This window comes from Idiomarina baltica OS145 (assembly GCF_000152885.1).
In the GTDB taxonomy this organism is placed as follows: Bacteria; Pseudomonadota; Gammaproteobacteria; order Enterobacterales; family Alteromonadaceae; genus Idiomarina; species Idiomarina baltica.
This window is the reverse complement of record NZ_CH672407.1, coordinates 110,075-127,705: the sequence shown is the minus strand read 5'-3', so window position 1 is coordinate 127,705 and position 17,631 is coordinate 110,075. Positions and strand designations below refer to the sequence as shown.

18 protein-coding genes are annotated in these 17,631 nt (G+C 46.2%); 12 read left to right on the top strand and 6 right to left on the bottom strand.

Going from position 1 to position 17,631, the window contains the following annotated elements; all coding sequences use genetic code 11:
- Nucleotide 1: 1 nt before the first annotated feature.
- The 11 genes from OS145_RS09720 to OS145_RS13660 all read left to right on the top strand — a co-directional run bounded on the left by OS145_RS09720 (nucleotide 2) and on the right by OS145_RS13660 (nucleotide 10,317).
- Nucleotides 2–1,528, top strand: coding sequence for an efflux RND transporter periplasmic adaptor subunit (locus OS145_RS09720; protein WP_006956229.1), 1,527 nt, complete (start codon nucleotides 2–4; stop codon nucleotides 1,526–1,528).
- On the top strand, nucleotides 1,521–4,646 hold the full coding sequence (locus tag OS145_RS09715) for an efflux RND transporter permease subunit (protein WP_006956226.1): 3,126 nt from the start codon (nucleotides 1,521–1,523) through the stop codon (nucleotides 4,644–4,646). The genes OS145_RS09720 and OS145_RS09715 overlap by 8 nt, the downstream gene beginning before the upstream one ends.
- A 99-nt stretch (nucleotides 4,647–4,745) precedes the next feature.
- Nucleotides 4,746–5,114, top strand: coding sequence for a hypothetical protein (locus tag OS145_RS09710; protein ID WP_006956224.1), 369 nt, complete (start codon nucleotides 4,746–4,748; stop codon nucleotides 5,112–5,114).
- 96 nt (nucleotides 5,115–5,210) lie between these two features.
- On the top strand, nucleotides 5,211–5,549 hold the full coding sequence (locus tag OS145_RS09705; RefSeq protein ID WP_006956222.1) for a P-II family nitrogen regulator: 339 nt from the start codon (nucleotides 5,211–5,213) through the stop codon (nucleotides 5,547–5,549).
- Nucleotides 5,550–5,606: 57 nt separating this feature from the next.
- The gene (locus OS145_RS09700; protein ID WP_006956220.1) at nucleotides 5,607–5,978 is read left to right on the top strand and encodes a hypothetical protein; all 372 of its coding nucleotides are present in this window, start codon (nucleotides 5,607–5,609) and stop codon (nucleotides 5,976–5,978) included.
- 27 nt (nucleotides 5,979–6,005) lie between these two features.
- The gene (locus OS145_RS09695; RefSeq protein ID WP_006956218.1) at nucleotides 6,006–6,464 is read left to right on the top strand and encodes a hypothetical protein; all 459 of its coding nucleotides are present in this window, start codon (nucleotides 6,006–6,008) and stop codon (nucleotides 6,462–6,464) included.
- Between the two features lie 79 nt (nucleotides 6,465–6,543).
- Nucleotides 6,544–8,805: a heavy metal translocating P-type ATPase gene (locus OS145_RS09690; RefSeq protein WP_006956217.1), complete on the top strand. Its 2,262-nt coding sequence runs from the start codon at nucleotides 6,544–6,546 to the stop codon at nucleotides 8,803–8,805.
- Between the two features lie 37 nt (nucleotides 8,806–8,842).
- Nucleotides 8,843–9,196: a cupredoxin domain-containing protein gene (locus tag OS145_RS09685; protein ID WP_006956216.1), complete on the top strand. Its 354-nt coding sequence runs from the start codon at nucleotides 8,843–8,845 to the stop codon at nucleotides 9,194–9,196.
- A gap of 214 nt (nucleotides 9,197–9,410) precedes the next feature.
- A complete protein-coding gene (locus OS145_RS09680) occupies nucleotides 9,411–9,851 on the top strand; it encodes an EMC3/TMCO1 family protein (RefSeq protein WP_034818226.1) in 441 nt (146 codons plus the stop codon).
- A 34-nt stretch (nucleotides 9,852–9,885) separates the two neighbouring features.
- Nucleotides 9,886–10,131 carry a DUF5676 family membrane protein gene (locus OS145_RS13590; protein ID WP_050750003.1) on the top strand — a complete coding sequence of 82 codons (246 nt, stop codon included), beginning with the start codon at nucleotides 9,886–9,888 and terminating at the stop codon, nucleotides 10,129–10,131.
- A 45-nt stretch (nucleotides 10,132–10,176) separates the two neighbouring features.
- Nucleotides 10,177–10,317, top strand: a complete 141-nt coding sequence (locus OS145_RS13660) for a cupredoxin domain-containing protein (RefSeq protein ID WP_278043239.1) — start codon at nucleotides 10,177–10,179, stop codon at nucleotides 10,315–10,317.
- Between the two features lie 141 nt (nucleotides 10,318–10,458).
- Here OS145_RS13660 and merA read toward each other — a convergent pair whose 3' ends face one another.
- Genes merA through merT form a run of 3 tightly spaced genes read right to left on the bottom strand, consistent with a single transcriptional unit; the run spans nucleotide 10,459 to nucleotide 12,581 of the window.
- Nucleotides 10,459–11,862, bottom strand: a complete 1,404-nt coding sequence (merA, locus tag OS145_RS09670; protein WP_006956213.1) for a mercury(II) reductase — start codon at nucleotides 11,860–11,862, stop codon at nucleotides 10,459–10,461.
- A 55-nt stretch (nucleotides 11,863–11,917) separates the two neighbouring features.
- Nucleotides 11,918–12,217, bottom strand: coding sequence for a mercury resistance system periplasmic binding protein MerP (merP, locus tag OS145_RS09665; protein ID WP_006956212.1), 300 nt, complete (start codon nucleotides 12,215–12,217; stop codon nucleotides 11,918–11,920).
- A gap of 13 nt (nucleotides 12,218–12,230) precedes the next feature.
- A complete protein-coding gene (merT, locus tag OS145_RS09660; RefSeq protein WP_006956211.1) occupies nucleotides 12,231–12,581 on the bottom strand; it encodes a mercuric ion transporter MerT in 351 nt (116 codons plus the stop codon).
- A 74-nt stretch (nucleotides 12,582–12,655) separates the two neighbouring features.
- Between merT and merR the strand changes: the two genes are divergently transcribed.
- Entirely contained in the window at nucleotides 12,656–13,099 is a 444-nt protein-coding gene (gene merR, locus OS145_RS09655) for a mercury resistance transcriptional regulator MerR (protein WP_006956210.1), read from the top strand.
- Between the two features lie 48 nt (nucleotides 13,100–13,147).
- Here merR and OS145_RS09650 read toward each other — a convergent pair whose 3' ends face one another.
- The 3 genes from OS145_RS09650 to OS145_RS09640 are packed head-to-tail and all read right to left on the bottom strand — an operon-like array spanning nucleotide 13,148 to nucleotide 17,630.
- The gene (locus OS145_RS09650) at nucleotides 13,148–13,483 is read right to left on the bottom strand and encodes a YnfA family protein (RefSeq protein ID WP_006956209.1); all 336 of its coding nucleotides are present in this window, start codon (nucleotides 13,481–13,483) and stop codon (nucleotides 13,148–13,150) included.
- Between the two features lie 2 nt (nucleotides 13,484–13,485).
- A complete protein-coding gene (locus OS145_RS09645; protein WP_006956208.1) occupies nucleotides 13,486–14,373 on the bottom strand; it encodes a cation diffusion facilitator family transporter in 888 nt (295 codons plus the stop codon).
- A gap of 59 nt (nucleotides 14,374–14,432) precedes the next feature.
- Nucleotides 14,433–17,630 carry an efflux RND transporter permease subunit gene (locus OS145_RS09640; protein WP_006956207.1) on the bottom strand — a complete coding sequence of 1,066 codons (3,198 nt, stop codon included), beginning with the start codon at nucleotides 17,628–17,630 and terminating at the stop codon, nucleotides 14,433–14,435.
- Nucleotide 17,631: the final 1 nt, after the last annotated feature.

Genomic DNA, 17,631 nt, shown 5'->3' with positions numbered 1-17,631 from the left:
AATGAAAACAGTCACCAAATCTCTTATAAGTTTAGCTGTAGGCTTTGCAGTTGGCGCTGGCACTATTGGCTATGTAATGCAATCGACTGAAGTGTCTGATCGTTCATCGGGCAATGCAGAAAAAGAGCCGTTATATTGGGTGGCTCCGATGGATCCCAATTATCGTCGAGACAAACCAGGAAAGTCTCCAATGGGGATGGACCTTATTCCTTACTATGGCGATGATGCAGAAGAGAGTTCACCTGGTACGGTGAGAATTGATCCCGACGTTATTAATAACCTTGGGGTTACAACTGCAACCGTCACGTCCTCGAGACTCAACCTAGATATCGAAACAGTTGGCTATGTTCAGTTTGATGAGGACCGAGTATTAACAGTAAGTCCTCGTGTTGAAGGCTGGATTGAGAAGCTTTTCGTAAAAGCGGTTGGTAACTCGGTTAAAGCCGGCGAGCCTTTATACAGTATTTACTCTCCTGAAATGGTTAATGCGCAAGAGGAGCTTGTATTGGCCTCGCAAAGAGGTAATCAGGTGCTAATTGATGCCGCTGAAGAACGCTTAAGAGCTCTGCAAGTCTCTGAATCTGAGATTAAGAAGTTAAAAGAAACTCGTAAAATTCAGAAAACAATCACGGTAAAAGCAAAGCAGTCCGGGGTATTGGATAGACTGACTGTGCGTGAAGGTGCGTTTGTAACGCCGAGTATGAATTTAATGACCATTGCTCAACTGGATAAAATTTGGGTTATTGCAGAAGTCTTTGAGCGGCAATTGAACCAGGTTGAGGTAGGCAATGACGTTCAAATGAACCTTGAGTATGCTCCAGGTAAAGAGTGGCAAGGAAAGGTTGATTATGTCTATCCGTCACTTAACCCTAAAACTCGGACGGGACAAGTTCGAATTCACTTCGACAACCCGGATGGTTTTTTAAAACCGGGCATGTTTGCGAATCTTAACATTAAGGCTGGTTTAGGCGACAAAAACTTAATCATCCCTAAAGAAGCGCTTATCCGAATGGGTGATTCGAACCGAGTTGTCCTGGCACTGGGTGATGGGAAATTTAAATCAGTTAATGTTGACGTTGGGCGGTTAGGTAGCTCGCGAGTTGAGATTTTATCGGGTCTTATGGCAGGTGATGAAATTGTTACATCGGCTCAGTTCTTAATTGACTCTGAGTCCAGTAAGTCTTCCGACTTTAAACGTATGAACCACGACTCTAACACTGATAGCGAGAGCCACGACAGTATGTCAAGTGACGCAGCAGCTCAAGCTGTCTGGGTTGAAGCAACCGTTAAAAATGTTATGCCTCAGCACTCGATGGTTACGCTGGAGCACGGTGAGATTTCTGAATGGGACTGGCCTGCAATGACGATGGACTTCGATGTTGCTTCGGATGTTGAACTTTCTCAGCTTAGCACGGGGTTATCCTTGCATGCGGAAATAACGCAAGTCGGGAAGCAACAGTACCAGCTCACATCGATTCATATTCCTGAGCAAAAACAAGTGACAGAGCAGGAGCATAACCATGATTAAGTCAATCATTCGATGGTCAGTGAGTAACCGTTTTTTCGTTCTTTTGGCGACATTAATCCTCGTGGGTGTTGGTGCTTTTGCGGTCAAGAATACGCCCGTAGACGCACTGCCGGACTTGTCGGATGTCCAGGTGATCATTAAAACCAGCTATCCGGGTCAAGCGCCGCAGGTGGTAGAAGATCAAGTAACCTATCCATTAACAACCGCTATGCTGTCTGTCCCCGGCGCTAAAACCGTTCGTGGATATTCGTTTTTCGGCGACTCCTATGTGTATGTCATTTTTGACGAAGATACAGACGCTTACTGGGCGCGTTCGCGAGTACTGGAATACTTGTCTCAGGTTGCTCCGACACTGCCTTCTAATGCAAGACCGCAATTAGGCCCTGATGCAACAGGGGTTGGTTGGGTGTATTTGTATGCCTTGGTTGATCGCACGGGTAACCACAATTTGAGTGAGTTACGCAGTATGCAGGATTGGTTTTTAAAGTATGAACTGCAAACGGTCGAGGGGGTTTCAGAAGTTGCCGCCCTGGGCGGGATGGTAAAGCAGTACCAGGTGAAAGTGGATCCGGAGAAGCTGCGCGCATTCGATATTCCTCTTGCTCACATACAAAATGCTATCCAGCGAGGCAATCAGGAAGTGGGGGCGTCGGTGGTTGAAATGGCGGAAGCTGAGTATATGGTCCGGGCCTCAGGCTATATTGATAGTGTGTCAGACTTAGAGAGTATCCCGCTTGGCGTTGATGAAAATGGCACGCCATTATTGCTTAAAGACGTTGCTGATGTGGGTGTGGGCCCCCAAATGAGACGCGGTATCGCCGAACTCAACGGTGAGGGAGAAGCCGTGGGTGGTATTGTGGTAATGCGTTTCGGAGAAAATGCCCAAAAAACGATTGATGGCGTTAAACAAAAGTTGGAAGAATTAAAGTCTGGGCTACCAGAAGGTGTCGATATAGTCACTGTCTATGATCGTTCGGGGCTTATCTCGGATGCCGTGGAAAGTCTCTGGAAAAGTTTAATAGAAGAACTCGCTATTGTCGCGTTTATCTGTGTGATATTTCTCTTCCATGTCCGCTCCTCGCTGGTTGCCGTTATCAGCTTGCCTTTGGGTATTTTAACCGCGTTTATTGTCATGTATTGGCAAGGAATTAACGCGAATATTATGTCACTTGGAGGGATCGCAATCGCTATTGGCGCTATGCTCGATGGTGCCATCGTCATGATTGAAAATATGCATAAGCATATGGAAAAAACGCCACTGACAGCAGAGAACCGCTGGCGGGTGGTTGCCGCCTCTGCTTCAGAGGTGGGCCCTGCTCTTTTCTTTAGCTTGCTCATTATTACCGTCAGCTTTATGCCGGTATTTACCTTAGAAGCCCAGGAAGGGCGGATGTTTTCTCCGCTTGCTTTCACGAAAACTTACGCAATGGCAGCCAGTGCAGCCTTAGCGGTTACCGTTATCCCCGTGTTGATGGGATATTTTATCAGAGGAAAGGTAACACCTGAGGGGAAAAACCCGCTTAATCGGTTATTGATCGCCGGGTATAAACCGCTTTTAAAAGGCATTTTGAAATACCCCAAGACAGCAGTTGTCGGAGCGCTTGTTATCCTGGCCGTTGGTGTCTGGCCGATTGACAAAATTGGTAGTGAATTTATTCCAGATTTGGATGAGGGCGATTTGATGTATATGCCCACTACCTATCCCGGATTATCAATTGGTAAAGCAAGGGAGCTGTTGCAGCAAACCGACAAGCTCATAAAAACGGTACCGGAAGTGAAGACGGTTTTTGGCAAAATTGGTCGAGCGGATACCGCCACTGATCCGGCACCCCTAACGATGATTGAAACCTTTATTCAACTGAAACCGAAAGATCAGTGGAGAGACGGTATGACCACTGAGAAGTTGAAAAAAGAACTCGATGCGCTTGTAAAGTTTCCGGGGCTGACCAATGCGTGGGTTTACCCCATTAAAACTCGCATTGATATGCTATCGACAGGTATCAAAACGCCGGTAGGTATAAAAGTTGCCGGAGCCGATCTTAATGAAATTCAGACGATAGGGCAGCAGCTTGAAGCAATACTTGATGATGTCGATGGTACGGCTTCTGTTTATTCAGAGCGAGTGGCAGGTGGACGCTATGTCAAAGTTGACATAGAAAGAGAGCAGGCTGCACGTTATGGCTTGAACATTGAGGATGTGCAGCAGGTCGTTGCCACGGCTATTGGTGGAATGAATGTTTCAGAGACCATTGAAGGGCTTGAACGTTACCCAATAAACTTGCGCTACCCTCAAGATTACCGTGATTCGCCGGAAGAATTAAAGAAGCTACCTTTAGTTACGCCAAACGGGCAGCGTATTAGTTTGGCGGATGTGGCTGATGTCTACGTTGAACTTGGACCGCCGGCAATTAAAAGCGAAAACGCAAGACTTAATGGCTGGACTTTTGTCGACATTGAGGGAGTTGATGTCGGCACTTATGTTGAAAAAGCAATGAAGGTTGTAGAACAAGAACTCGAGTTGCCAGCAGGGTATTCAGTTACCTGGTCCGGGCAGTACGAATATATGGAAAGGGCAAAGGAAAAACTGACTTACGTGATTCCGTTAACGCTCGCGATTATTATCGTTCTTTTATATATGAATTTTCGAAACGCTACAGAAATAGCCATTATATTGGGAACTTTGCCTCTCGCGTTGGTGGGGTCAATCTGGCTAATGTATCTTTTAGATTATAATTTCTCAGTTGCTGTAGCGGTTGGTTTTATAGCTCTAGCCGGTGTCACTGTAGAAATAGGAATACTAATGCTGACTTACTTAAACCAGTCCTATAATGAATATGAAAAAAGTCAGTTAGAGCATGGTAAAGCATTAACGAAAGAGGGTCTCTCTCTTGCTGTAATGGAAGGGGCAGGACTTCGTGTTCGCCCCGTCATGATGACGGCCGTTTCTACAATTGCTGGTTTATTGCCTATAATGTTTAGCACAGGGACTGGGGCTGAAGTGGTTAGTAGAATAGCGGCGCCAATGGTTGGAGGAATGATCAGCGCTGTTATCTTAACCTTGCTCGTATTACCTGCTGTTTACTATTTGTGGCGAAAGAAAGACGTTAAGGTTAGATGATACCTTACTCTGTGAATATCACCTGCACACCTTTGATCTCGATCAATGATGTGCAGGGGGTAGTATGCTAATTTATAGTATGGCAATAGGAGCGCACATATGTTTCAAGCAAAATTTTTAGTTGTGCTTATGTTAGGAATAGTGATACAGCTATCCTTCCCAGCCGCTCCTGCTTATAACAATGCTTCCAATGTACAGCACGAAAAAAGTGTTAGCCATATGTATGTTAGCAACGAAAGCAAAGATAACTTTCATTGCGATGAAAGTGAGCAATCTATCATTGACGACTGTTATTGCTGCGTAGCTGATAAATGCTCTATGGATGAAGAGTGTAACTCTGCGAACTCACCTCTAGTATTTATTCAATTCGACACCTCGATAAACTCTCCTAGCAACTTGCCACATCCCTTGTCTTATAAAGGTGATGTGAAGCAAATACTCTTCGATATTTACTACCCTCCGAAATAGCACTACTAAATTACAACTCTAGATTTTCTCGAAATTTAAGTAACTAGGCTAAACACAGTCCATAAGCTATATGCTTTAGGGCTTTTAGGGGGGGATATGAACCTATCTAAAATTACCGCTATTTTTGATCAACTTCGACAAGACTCAGTGGAAGAGGCTCTCATCGGCCGTGGCGTTAGCGGCTTTACGCTGTTTCCTGTGCGAGGACGGGGTTACTACTTCGATAGCTATAACGATGATCACTTAGTTGATCACGTACAGCTTGAAGTTTATGTGAACAGTGATGATGCGCGTGATGTTGCCCTCTTGGTAGTTGAAGCGGCCCATACTGGGGTATCTAACGAGGGATTAGTTTCTATCTCGCCAATCGATGAATTGTTCTGGGTTCACGATAAACGAGCAGCCACTAATAAAGAGCTTTCGTTACAAAGTTAACACCGAGCAAATGTTCCCTGAAACGTATTGGTAGTTTTAATTAACAGGACAGTATTGATGTCAAATAACGATCATAGAGCAGGAGTGCGGGAAATTAACTTAGTAAACCGCACTTTAAAGCTAAACGCAGAGAGTGTGAATGAAGTTCGCAAAGCTATCAAAGAAATTGACTTGTTGGTTGGTCTCGATAGCGTTGCCTACGACTCTGACCAGAACTTGTTATCGGTCGCTTATGATGCCTCTAAAGTCGATCTGACTATGATAGAGGAAAAGCTCGGAATATTTGGTGTTGAAATAAATAGTGGCTGGTGGACTCACTTGAAAGAGGAATACTACAAATTTATTGATCAAAATATTAAAGATAATGCAGAGCATACACCGTGGAGTTGCCACAGAAGCCCGCCACGTACCAAAAGCAAACGAAAGTAACAATTAATTATAGGTAAGGAGTAAAAAATGCAAATAGAAACAATCAAAGATGTACTGAGTTGGACCGTTGATTTCCACAAAAACCTGAAGGAGTGTGTGACTCACTGCTCTAAACAAAACCAAGATGAACGAGCTCGGATGATTCTAAGCTACGTGTCGGGTCATGAAGCTAGCTTAGAGCGAATGGTTGAAGGTTTTTTGAATACAGCCAACCTAAATGCATTAGACACTTGGTGTTATGACTATATTGGGAAACATCCCATCGTTGAGCATGGGCACTGCGATTCGCCTTTTAAAGAGTTAGATACCGATCACATTATGGAGAAGGTTGTAAACCATCATGAGCAAGTCATAGAACTGTATGAACACCTATATTCCCGTGTTGATATAGATAGCGCAAAAGAGCTGCTAGAAACGGTAAAGAACGTTGAAGAAAATGAAATTAAACGAATGGTGCAAACTGCGAATCGATTTTCGGATATGTAGTGAGTGACGGTTTTATCGTTGGTACTTTGCGGGAAATAGCTGTTGCTTGGCTCGTTTCCCGTCAATAAGGAGCACTGGTATGGGTGTAAAAACTGAGGATGTTCGTAGTCGTTCCATTGAGGAACTCATTATCGAGGGAGCTGGTTGCGCGAGTTGTGTTGGCAAAATCGAGAGTGCACTAAAGTCTGTATCCGGTGTGGAAAATGCTGAGATGAACTTTGCCCAGCGAACGGTCAGTGTGACTGGAACAGCAAATCCGAGCGCTTTAGTGAAAGCGGTAGAGAAGGCGGGGTATAGCGCTAAAGTAGCCACTTCCCAAAGTGGCGATGATGCGTTGGCAGAAAAAGAGCAAGCCGACTGGGCTTACTATAAGCGACTGATGCGTGAGATGACCGTCGCGCTGTCGTTAGGTGTACCCCTAATGATTTATAGCCTTTTTGTTGGTGAAATGACGGTTACCACTACCTCAGAACGTGTGACATGGTTAGTCGTAGGTATTCTAACGTTAGGTGTACTTTATTTCTCTGGCAAACACTTCTTTGTTGGTGCCTGGCAATCCCTGAAAAATCATTCCGCTAATATGGATACGCTGATCGCGCTTGGTACTGGTACAGCCTGGTTGTATTCTATGGTGGTTGTAATCGTTCCACACCTGGTTCCGGAAATGGCGCGTCACGTTTACTTTGAAGCGACTGCGATGATTATCGGTTTGATCAATCTGGGGCTGGCACTTGAACTGAAAGCTCGTGGGCGCACGTCCGAAGCCATAAAGCGTCTCATTGGTTTGCAGGCCAAAACAGCTAGGGTGATTCGTGACGATAAACAATTGGATATCGCCATCGAAAAAGTACTTCAGGGCGATTTAGTGCGTGTCCGTCCGGGAGAAAAAATTCCCGTAGATGGGGAGGTAACCGAGGGAAATACCACCGTTGACGAATCTATGTTAACGGGTGAACCCATGCCAGTGGAAAAAGCTGCTGGTGATAAAATCGTGGCTGGAACTATAAATAAGAGCGGCTCCTTTTTGTTTCAAGCGACGAGAGTTGGTAAAGATACAGCACTTGCTCAAATTATTAACATGGTGAAACGGGCGCAAAACTCTAAGCCCCCAATTGGTCGTCTTGCCGATATTATTTCAGCCTACTTTGTGCCTGTTGTTATGATTATTGCTGTTATCAGTGCTCTAGCTTGGCTTAACTTTGGGCCTGAGCCGGCACTAGCCTTTGCCGTGGTGTCAGCGACTACCGTTTTGATTATTGCTTGCCCTTGCGCATTAGGTCTGGCTACGCCTATGTCGGTAATGGTGGGTGTAGGAAAAGCCGCAGAGGCAGGTATCCTGATTCGCAATGGCGAAGCATTGCAAACTGCTTCGAAAGTGTCGGCTATGATCCTTGATAAAACGGGCACCATCACACTTGGCTCTCCCAAAGTAACCGATGTATTAGTAGCCAGTGAGTACGATGAGCAAACAGTACTGCAACTTGCAGCCACACTTGAGTCTGGCTCTGAACATCCGCTGGCACAGGCGATAGTTGAATCAGCTCGGGAAAGAGGAATTGAAACAACTAAAGTCTCAAACTTCAATGCGATTGCTGGCCATGGCGTGGAGGCTAAAGTAGACGGGAAGTCCCTCCTTTTTGGTAATGAAAAACTGTTACGTGAACGTCAAATTGAGCTCGGTAACTTTATTGAAAAAGCCCAAGAATTAGCAGCTGAAGCTAAGACACCAATGTACTTTGCTGTTAATAATGAATTGGCTGCAATTATCGCCGTTGCAGATCCCATAAAAGACGACTCTGTCGCTGCCATCAAGCGTTTGAAAGATAATGGTGTGCGGGTAGTGATGCTTACTGGTGATAATCGTGCGACTGCAAAAGCAGTTGCTGAAAAAGTGGGAGTTAAAGAGTTTTTTGCTGAAGTTCTGCCGGAAGAAAAGTCAAAAAAAGTTCAGGAACTTCAAATGGAAGGCGAAGTAGTTGGCATGACGGGGGATGGTATTAATGATGCGCCAGCGCTGGCTATTGCCAACGTGGGCTTTGCCATCGGTACGGGAACGGATGTAGCCATTGAAAGTGCTGACATTACTTTGATGCGGGGGTCGTTACATGGTCTAGCTGATGCAGTAGCTGTAAGTAAGGCTACTCTGCGCAATATCAAGCAGAATCTATTCGGTGCTTTTATTTACAACGTGGCAGGTATACCTTTTGCCGCAGGTGTACTGTACCCGTTTCTCGGCATTCTATTAAGCCCTGTCATTGCCGGTGCAGCCATGGCTTTTTCGTCACTCACGGTAGTGAGTAACGCTAATCGGTTGCGCTTTTTCAAAGCCAAGAAACATTAACGCACCTTCTAACACTGACGCATTCAGGAGAATAAACATGTTATTCATTAATATTGCTGGTATCACTTTGATCGCGCTGATCGTCTGGTGGTTTTGGCTTTACAAGCCCCAGCAGCTGAAGCTGGGAGAAGGTGATTTGGTGATTGCCGTCGAAAACGGTACCTACTCGCCTTCGAGAATAAAAATACCTGAAGGTAAACCGGTTGAACTTAAGTTCCTGCGGAAGGATCAATCGCCTTGTTCTGAAACTTTGCTCATTCCCAAGCTAGAAATAAGTGAAACGTTGCCTTCTAACAAATTAAAGCAAATTCAAATACCAGCGCTGGAACCCGGAGAGTACGACTTTCATTGCCAGATGCAAATGTATCGGGGAAAGCTAGTTGTCGGTTAAATGGCTTAAAACGTCCAGGTCACAATATGAGCTTTAAAAGTTTCCCGTTAGATTCGATGAAATTCAATTTCATCGAAGGCATTGAAGGATTCGGCAATAAATATCGCCGTTATATGAGGTCTACGTCAGCGTGGGCTCCAAGATTTAACGATAGTGAAACAAAGTAAAATTAATGAGACCAATACAATTTGGTCATAGTCAAGAGGGTAATAAAATGAAAAAAGTACTTTCAGCTTTAACTATCACAGCTTTAATGGCCTCTCCTGTCTTTGCTGATGCACAGCATAAACATGGTGATGATAAAACAGGTTCAATGAGTGGAATGATGCATCATGAAAAAATGACATCAATGAATGAGCACATGCAAGAAATGCGCGAAGCTATGGAAAAAATAAAAAGCGAATCCGATCCCAAGAAACGTAAAAAACTAATGGAAGAACACATGAAGTCAATGCAGAAGGGAATGCAAATGATGAACCATGGGATGGATAAAGGCATGAACAAAGGAGAACATAAAAAGGGAGACAAAGCAGAGCAAATGGGCAAAGAGAATATGATGAATAAAATGAAAATGATGGAGCATAGAATGGATATGATGCAAATGATGATGGAGCAGATGATGGAACATCAGAGTGAAGAAAAAAAGGAAATGTAGTAGAGATTAAGCTCTCCGTTGGAAATGCCGCTACTTGCAGTGTGCAAGTAGCGGTACTTTCGCAGTTTTATGGGGAGTTTGTAGCTTGCTAGTGCTTATTATGCCCTCTAGCATGATGGCTTTAACAGAAGGCATGGTTCACGGAAAACTCTCTGGTTTCGAGTGGCATTTGAGTTTTAGTGGATTTGTTACGGGATTATTCGGGTGGTCCTTGGGAGCTATGATTACTGGCTGGCTAATTGTAACGTTATATAATAAACAAATGAAAACGGCTAAATGAGATTGTTGTCAAACTGGAAGCCTTTAAATCTGTTGCTCTGAAACTTTGCTTATTCCTGATCTGGGGATCAGCTATACTTTACCGACCAATAAGTTAAAGTTGATCGAATTGCCAGTATTAAAGACCGGAGAATACGATTTTCATTGTCAGATGCAAAGGTATCTAGGAAAACTTATTGTCAAATAAGTGAGACAAATAAGAGCTAATATGAATGAAAAAAAGTGCTTATAACAACTATTATCACTCCTGAACTAGCTTAACCTATCACCAACCAGCAGCTAAACCCGAAATATTGGTAACTGTCCAGTGAAGTTAAGCTAGGTTATCTCATCCAGCGCAGCAAGATAATTGCTTAACATCTTTAGTGAATGTTTGAGCACATAACTTTAAGCCTTCTACCATCGTAAGGTATGGGAAGAGCTCATCAGCCAACTCATTGACTGTCATTCCTGCTCTTATCGCCATTACAGCAGCTTGAATCAACTCACCAGCTTCTCCTGCGACGACTTGAACACCGAGCAGCCGGCCGCTGCCACTTTCTGCGACAATTTTTATAAACCCTTGGGTATCGAAGTTAACCAATGCCCGTGGGACATTTTCAAGGCCCAACGTGCGGCTTTCGGTGACGTAACCACCAGTTTTAGCATCAGCTTCTGATAAACCCACCGTGGCGACTTGTGGATCAGTAAAGATAACCTCGGGCATGGCACTGAGATCAAGATGCGCATCACCGCCCGTCATGTTAATAGCGGCTCGGCTGCCGCCTGCGGCGGCGACATAGACAAACTTCGGCTGATTCGTACAGTCGCCTGCCGCATATACTCTTGAGTTAGAGGTTTGCATGCGATCGTTAATCGTTATGGCACCGCGCTCGGTTTGTACGGCGATGGTTTCTAAATCGAGGTTTTCCGTATTGGGCGTGCGGCCTGTGGCCACGAGCAGTTGTTCTGCTTTTAATGTTCCGGCATTGGTTTTGAGAATGAAGTGTTGTCCGTCGTAACGCACTTCGCTGGCTTCTGTATGCTCAAGCACATTGATGCCTTCGTGATAAAAAACAGTGGCTATTGCCTCACCAATGGCAGGCTCGTCTTGGGATAACACCCGACTGCGAGCCAAAACAGTAACTTCACTACCGAGACGCGCGTAGGCCTGTGCTAATTCAAGAGCAACGACCGAGGCTCCAATAATAGCGAGGCGCTTAGGAATGTTACTTAGCCCTAATGCGCTTGTCGAAGTAAGGTAAGGGGTTTCAGCTAAGCCGGGGATGGGTGGTTGTGCGGGTCGGGCCCCGGTGCCGATAAAAGCACGGTCAAAGTGAACCGTTTGCTCACCGCCATCGCAAAGTGATACGGAAAGAGTTTCATCGTTTATAAAGCGGGCTTCGCCGTTAATAACGGTAATGGCGGAATTCTCTCTAAGAATACTCTGGTATTTGGATTCACGGAGTTCTTCTACCCGAGCCTGTTGTTGCTCGAGGAGAGCTGATCGATTTACCTTAAGAGTATGGGTACTTAAGCCTTTATCAAAAGGGCTTTCTCGCCGCAGTTGGGCGATATGAGCCGCTCGGATCATGATTTTAGACGGGACACAGCCAATATTGACACAAGTTCCGCCAATAGTACCTCTCTCAATGAGCGTCACTCGGGCACCTCCCTCGGTCGCTTTGAGTGCCGCAGCCATCGCACTGCCGCCGCTACCAATGACAGCAATGTGTAAATTGTTACTACTCATAACGGTTACTCCTTGGTCTTTCAGTTTTACAGCAGCTATAAGGCATTGTGATGTTTCATGACTGATTTTTTGGTGCCGTTGCTTTCAGTGTTGATGGGTATCCTGCATTTGTCGTTGCTTCAGTGAGCTGCTTAACTGACGTTTTTTCGTCGTCGAATGTCACGGTTGCATCCCGCTCTTCAAAACGGACATCGACGGCGCTCACACCTGCGACTTGGCCAAGTGCAGCTTTGACGGTAATTGGGCAGGTGACGCATGTCATACCGGGTACTGATAGCGTGACGGTTTTCTCAGCCGCCAATGCGGGCATGCTAAACAGTAAAAATAAAATGGTTGTTATCATTGCTTTTTTCATCGTGTATTGCCTCCTAGTAAAAGAAAGGAACAACATAGGGGTACGCCAGTGCTGTTAAAGTAAGCACCGCAACGAGCCAAAACATCACTTTGTAGCTCTTACGAGCACTTGGCGTTGCGCAGGTGTTATCAGGGTTGCAGTCATCAGCACGCCGGTATATTCGACGCCAGGCAAAGAATATGGCAATCAATGCAATGGCAATAAAAATGGGTCGATAAGGCTCAAGTGCTGTGAGGTTCCCAATCCAGGCCCCGGATACACCGAGTGCAAGTAATATGAGGGGACCCAGACAACACGCAGATGCCAGAGTCGCTGCGATCCCTCCCGCGAGAAGAGAGCCCCGACCAGATTTTGAATTTGACATAAGAGTAACTCCTTCGGGCATTTTGCTTTAATGTGTTAATCTTAGACCCGTACCTCACTACGGAAGCAATAGCTATGTTAAAAAAACGCAACGTAATGACAATTGGCACGCTGGCCAAAACAGCCGGCGTGGGCGTGGAAACGGTGCGCTATTATCAGCGCCGAGGGCTAATGAGCGAGCCGGAGAAGCCGTATGGGGGGATCCGACATTACGACGAACAAGCGCTTGCTCGGCTTCATTTTATTCGCGCGTCTCAATGGCTCGGATTTAGTCTGGATGAAATTGGTGAGCTATTAACTCTGCAAGATGGCGCTCATTGCGATGAAGCACGGGAGCTTGGAGAGCAAAAGCTCACCAGTGTTCGTCGAAAGATATCGCACTTACAGCAAATTGAACAAGCGCTGAATGAGTTGGTGCAAAAATGCAGCGCCGGACACGGAGATGTCTATTGTCCACTGATGGCGTCGCTTAATGATGGGGTTGAGGACGCTACGACGGACAAACATAAGGTGCGCTAGTCTGTGTAAAACTTTTGAGTGGAGTTCTTTAACTGAATTGCTTTATAGCTAACGCCAGCCATACACAAGAATCCCCATACCGGTTAGCACAAACGTCGTGCCAATCAGGTCGAAATTGGATAGTGGCGATTTATCGACAATTCGCAGCCAGACTATGGCAGTTAACACGTAAATACCACCATAAGCTGCGTAGACCCGCCCGCTTTCCGCTGGATGAAGTGTTAATAAGTAAGCAAATAAAGCTAAGCTTATTGCTGCCGGAATGAGCAACCAAACGGAATGGCCCTCTTTGAGCCATAGGTAGGGTAAATAGCAACCGACAATTTCGGCAATTGCGGTTGCAATAAATAACCCGAGCGTTTTCAATAAAAATAATGCACTCATTATCAGTTGTCCCTACACGCTTCATCAGGATCTTCTAATTCTACTGTTGTATGGCTTAAAGCATAGGGCGCAAGGACGTTATCGATGCGCTGTTTTAAGTCGCTACGAGCCTCAATATCAAGGTTCTTAGTTAACACCAAATGAACGGTTAATACATGCTCCTCGCCGTCTAGTGACCAAAAATGCAAATGGTGTAGGTCAGCAACATGAGGTAGCTCCAGTAAAGCGTCCGCGACTTGTTTGTAGGTTTTTTTGTCTGGCGTGGCCTGTATGAAGAGTTTCAGTGTTGCCCACAGGTTGCGTAGTACATTCACTAAAATAAATAGAGTAAAGCCAATCGACAATATAGGGTCGAGAATCGGCCAGTCTACGAACAGCAAAACAATACCAACGATAAGTACAGTAACCCAGCCGAGAACATCTTCCAGCAAGTGCCAGTTAATAACGCGCTCGTTTAACGTTTTACCTTCTGACAATTTGTAAGCGGCAAATCCATTAACTGTAATGCCAACGACGGCTAAAGCGATCATGCCATCAGCGATGGGCATTTGAGGGTTCCAGAGTCTGGGAATCGCTTCCACAAGTACCCAGGCAGAGCCTGCGATTAAAACAACGGCATTAATAAATGCACCGGCAAGATTGAGTCGCTTATAACCGTAGGTAAAGTGTTGGTTAGCCTGTTTTTTGCCCAGCTTATTAAGTACCCACGCCAGGCCAAGCGACAAGCTATCGCCAAGATCATGAACGGCATCAGCTAAAATGGCGGTACTGTTGGTAAGAAAGCCACCAATAAACTCGATAATGGTGAAAACAAAGTTAAGAACAAATGCCCACCCTAATCGGTTGGACGGCATGTCCTTTGAGTGATCATGGTTATGGTGATGCCCCATAATACGTTCCTCTTTGTAGTAGAAGGGGCGGCAATAACCGCCCCCTTAAGTGCTGAACCCTAACGGCTCAGATCCTTAATTTTTTGTTTCGAAAACCAAGGATAGAGCACGGGTAAGATAACCAGTGTTAGCAATGTCGCAGACACCAAACCGCCAACAATGACGGTGGCCAATGGACGCTGAATTTCAGCGCCTGCGCCGGTTGCAAACAGCATGGGAATGAGTCCTAACGCTGAGGTTATTGCCGTCATTAATACCGGGCGTAGTCGCGACCATGCGCCATCAAACACGGCATCATTAACTGCATGCCCATCGGTTATTCTCTGGTTTATACTTTCGACCAGAACCACACCGTTTAGTACCGCCACACCAAACAGTGTGATGAAACCCACGGCGCTGGGCACCGATAAGTACTGTCCTGACACATAGAGAGCCACAATACCGCCGATGACTGCCAATGGTACATTCACCAAAATCAACATGGCTTGACCCATGGTGCCGAAAGCAAAATAAAGCAGCAGGGCGATGAGTGCCAGCGATATGGGAACGACAATGGACAAGCGCTCCTGTGCTCGTTGTTGACTTTCGAACTGGCCACCAATATCGACTGAGTAACCGGTTGGTAAATCCACCTTCTCGTCAATCGCCTTCCGAATATCGGCAACCACGCTACCCATGTCACGACCCTGAACGTTCGATTGAATCACAACGCGACGCTGTACATCATCACGACGGATTTGCGGTGGTCCTGATTCAATTGCGACGTGGGCGACTTCGCCTACGGTTACCCAGGCTCCCGAAGGAGTTAACAAGCGTAACGAGCGAATAGACTCCGGCGTATCGCGGAATTGCTTGGCCAGCCGCACGTAAATATCATAGCGCTCATTACCGCGAATGATCTGGCCTGCCGAAGCGCCACCCAAGCCATTGTCGACAACGCTAAGTACATCGGAGACATTTAAGCCGTAGCGTGAGAGTTGTTGGCGTTTCGGCGAAACCACCAGTTGTGCTTCACCTTTTATTTGCTCCATCGCTACTGCAACGGCCCCGTCAACCTGCTTGACGGCACTTTCTATTTCCTGGCCTTTACGGGCCAACACGTCAAGCTCGGGTCCAAATAGTTTGATGGCTAGCTGCGATTTTACACCTGAGAGCAGTTCATCAACCCGTGTTGCAATAGGTTGTGAAAAATTAAACAACAAGCCTGGGTGAGCATCTAGTTTTGCCTCCATTTTTTCTTGTAAGGCGTAGCGATCGGATGCCGTTGTCCATTCAGACTGCGGCTTAAGACCCACATATAACTCGATGTTGCTGATAGGCTCTGGATCGCCGCCCACTTCAGCTCGTCCAATGCGGCTGAGTGCGTAGGTGGTTTCCGGGAACGACATCAGGATTTTTTCAAGCTTCGGAGCCACCTCTAAGGCCGTTTCAAGGTTAGAGGAGGGGGCTAATGTCACGCGAATATTAATCGTGCCTTCTTCCAATTCGGGCGCAAATTCTGTGCCGAGACGAGGCACTAACACCAAAGCGCCGACAAACAGCACACCGGCCAGGGTAATAACAGCCTTTTTACTGCGTAACGCCACCGATAATAGTCTTTTATAACCATTATCTAGTGGTTTAAGCAGTTTATTTTCACGAGGCTTAATACCCCGACTGAAAAAGTAACTGGCTAATGCCGGTACAACCATGATGGCCACAAAAACCGCGGAGATAATGGCCAACATAATACTGATAGCCATGGGCTCAAATAATTTAGCTTCAACACCCTGAAAACTAAACAGTGGCATAAAGACCACCAAGATAATCATGGCGGCAAAGAATACCGGTCGTGCCACTTCGTTCGCCGCTTCCTTAACTCGCAGCTTGATACCATGGCTATCGAGTTTGGCTGCCTGAGGATCTGGGTCGCGGTGCTCTGTGCGTTGCTCGGCGTCGTCTTGGTGTTCACTATCCGGACGACTTAAGTGCTTAAAGATGTTTTCAACCATCACCACGGAGCCGTCGACCAGCATACCAATGGCAACAGCAATCCCGCCCAGCGACATCAGGTTAGCTGACATGCCCATCGCGGACATTACCATCAGGGCAATGGCGATAGAAACGGGAATGGACAGTAACACTAAAAAAGTAGCGCGTATGTTGAGCAAAAACAGTGCTAATACTGCGATAATAAAGACAAAGGCAATGAGCAGTGAATATGCGACCGTAGATACGGCTTTTTGTATTAAATCGGCCTGATCATAATACGGCTCAAAGGTGACACCCTCGGGTAATGCTTGCTGAATAAGCGGAATGCGCTTTTTAATACCGTCGATGGTGGCTTTGGTATTCGAGCCCTTGCGTTTGAGCACAATACCCGACACCACTTCGCCCAGCTGGTTGACCTCGCCGTCGACTTTACGCGACATTGAGACCGCTCCCTGGCGAATTTCACTGCCGATTTCGACGTCGGCAACCTGGCCCAGTGTTACGGAAACGCCGTCAACGGTTTTGAGCGGTATTTGTCGTATTTGTTGCAGGCCTTTTTTACCGCTTTCCAGCCAGCCGGTGCCGCGAATAACCAACTGCTCCTGACCGCGGGGCATATACCAACCACCAACGTTACCGTTATTCTTGTTGACCGCGCTCATCACATCTTGCTGGGTAAGGTCGTAAGACAGCAGCTTGGCGGGATTGAGGTTAACCTGATATTGCTTAACTTCACCGCCAAAGGACAAGACTTCGGTAATTCCCTCAACGGGCATCAGTAGCAGTTTAACCACATAGTCGTTAAGACTGCGTAGCTCCATGCTACTGACACCAGAGCCCGGCTCGGCAAGTAGCAGATACTGATAAACCTGGCCGAGACCGGAAGAGTTAGGGCCCATTTCGGGCGTGCCGACTCCCTCTGGAATCAACTCCTTTGCCGCTTGCAGCCGCTCGAATACCAGTTGCCGGGCAAAGTAGATATCGACACTCTCGTCAAATACCACGGTAATGCCCGATAAACCTGTTTTTGAGATTGACCGAACTTCTTTGACGTCGGGCAGGGCATACATCACCGACTCTATCGGATAGGTAATAAGCTGCTCGACTTCGGTCGCTGCTAATCCTGGTGCTTCCGTATTTACCGTTACCTGAACGTTGGTAACATCGGGAAAGGCATCCAGATTAAGTTTGGGAATAATAAAAAATGACGCAATGCTGATGCTGAATAAAGCCAATACCAATAACAGGCGATTGGCGACAGCAAACTGAATAATGCGCTGAAACATA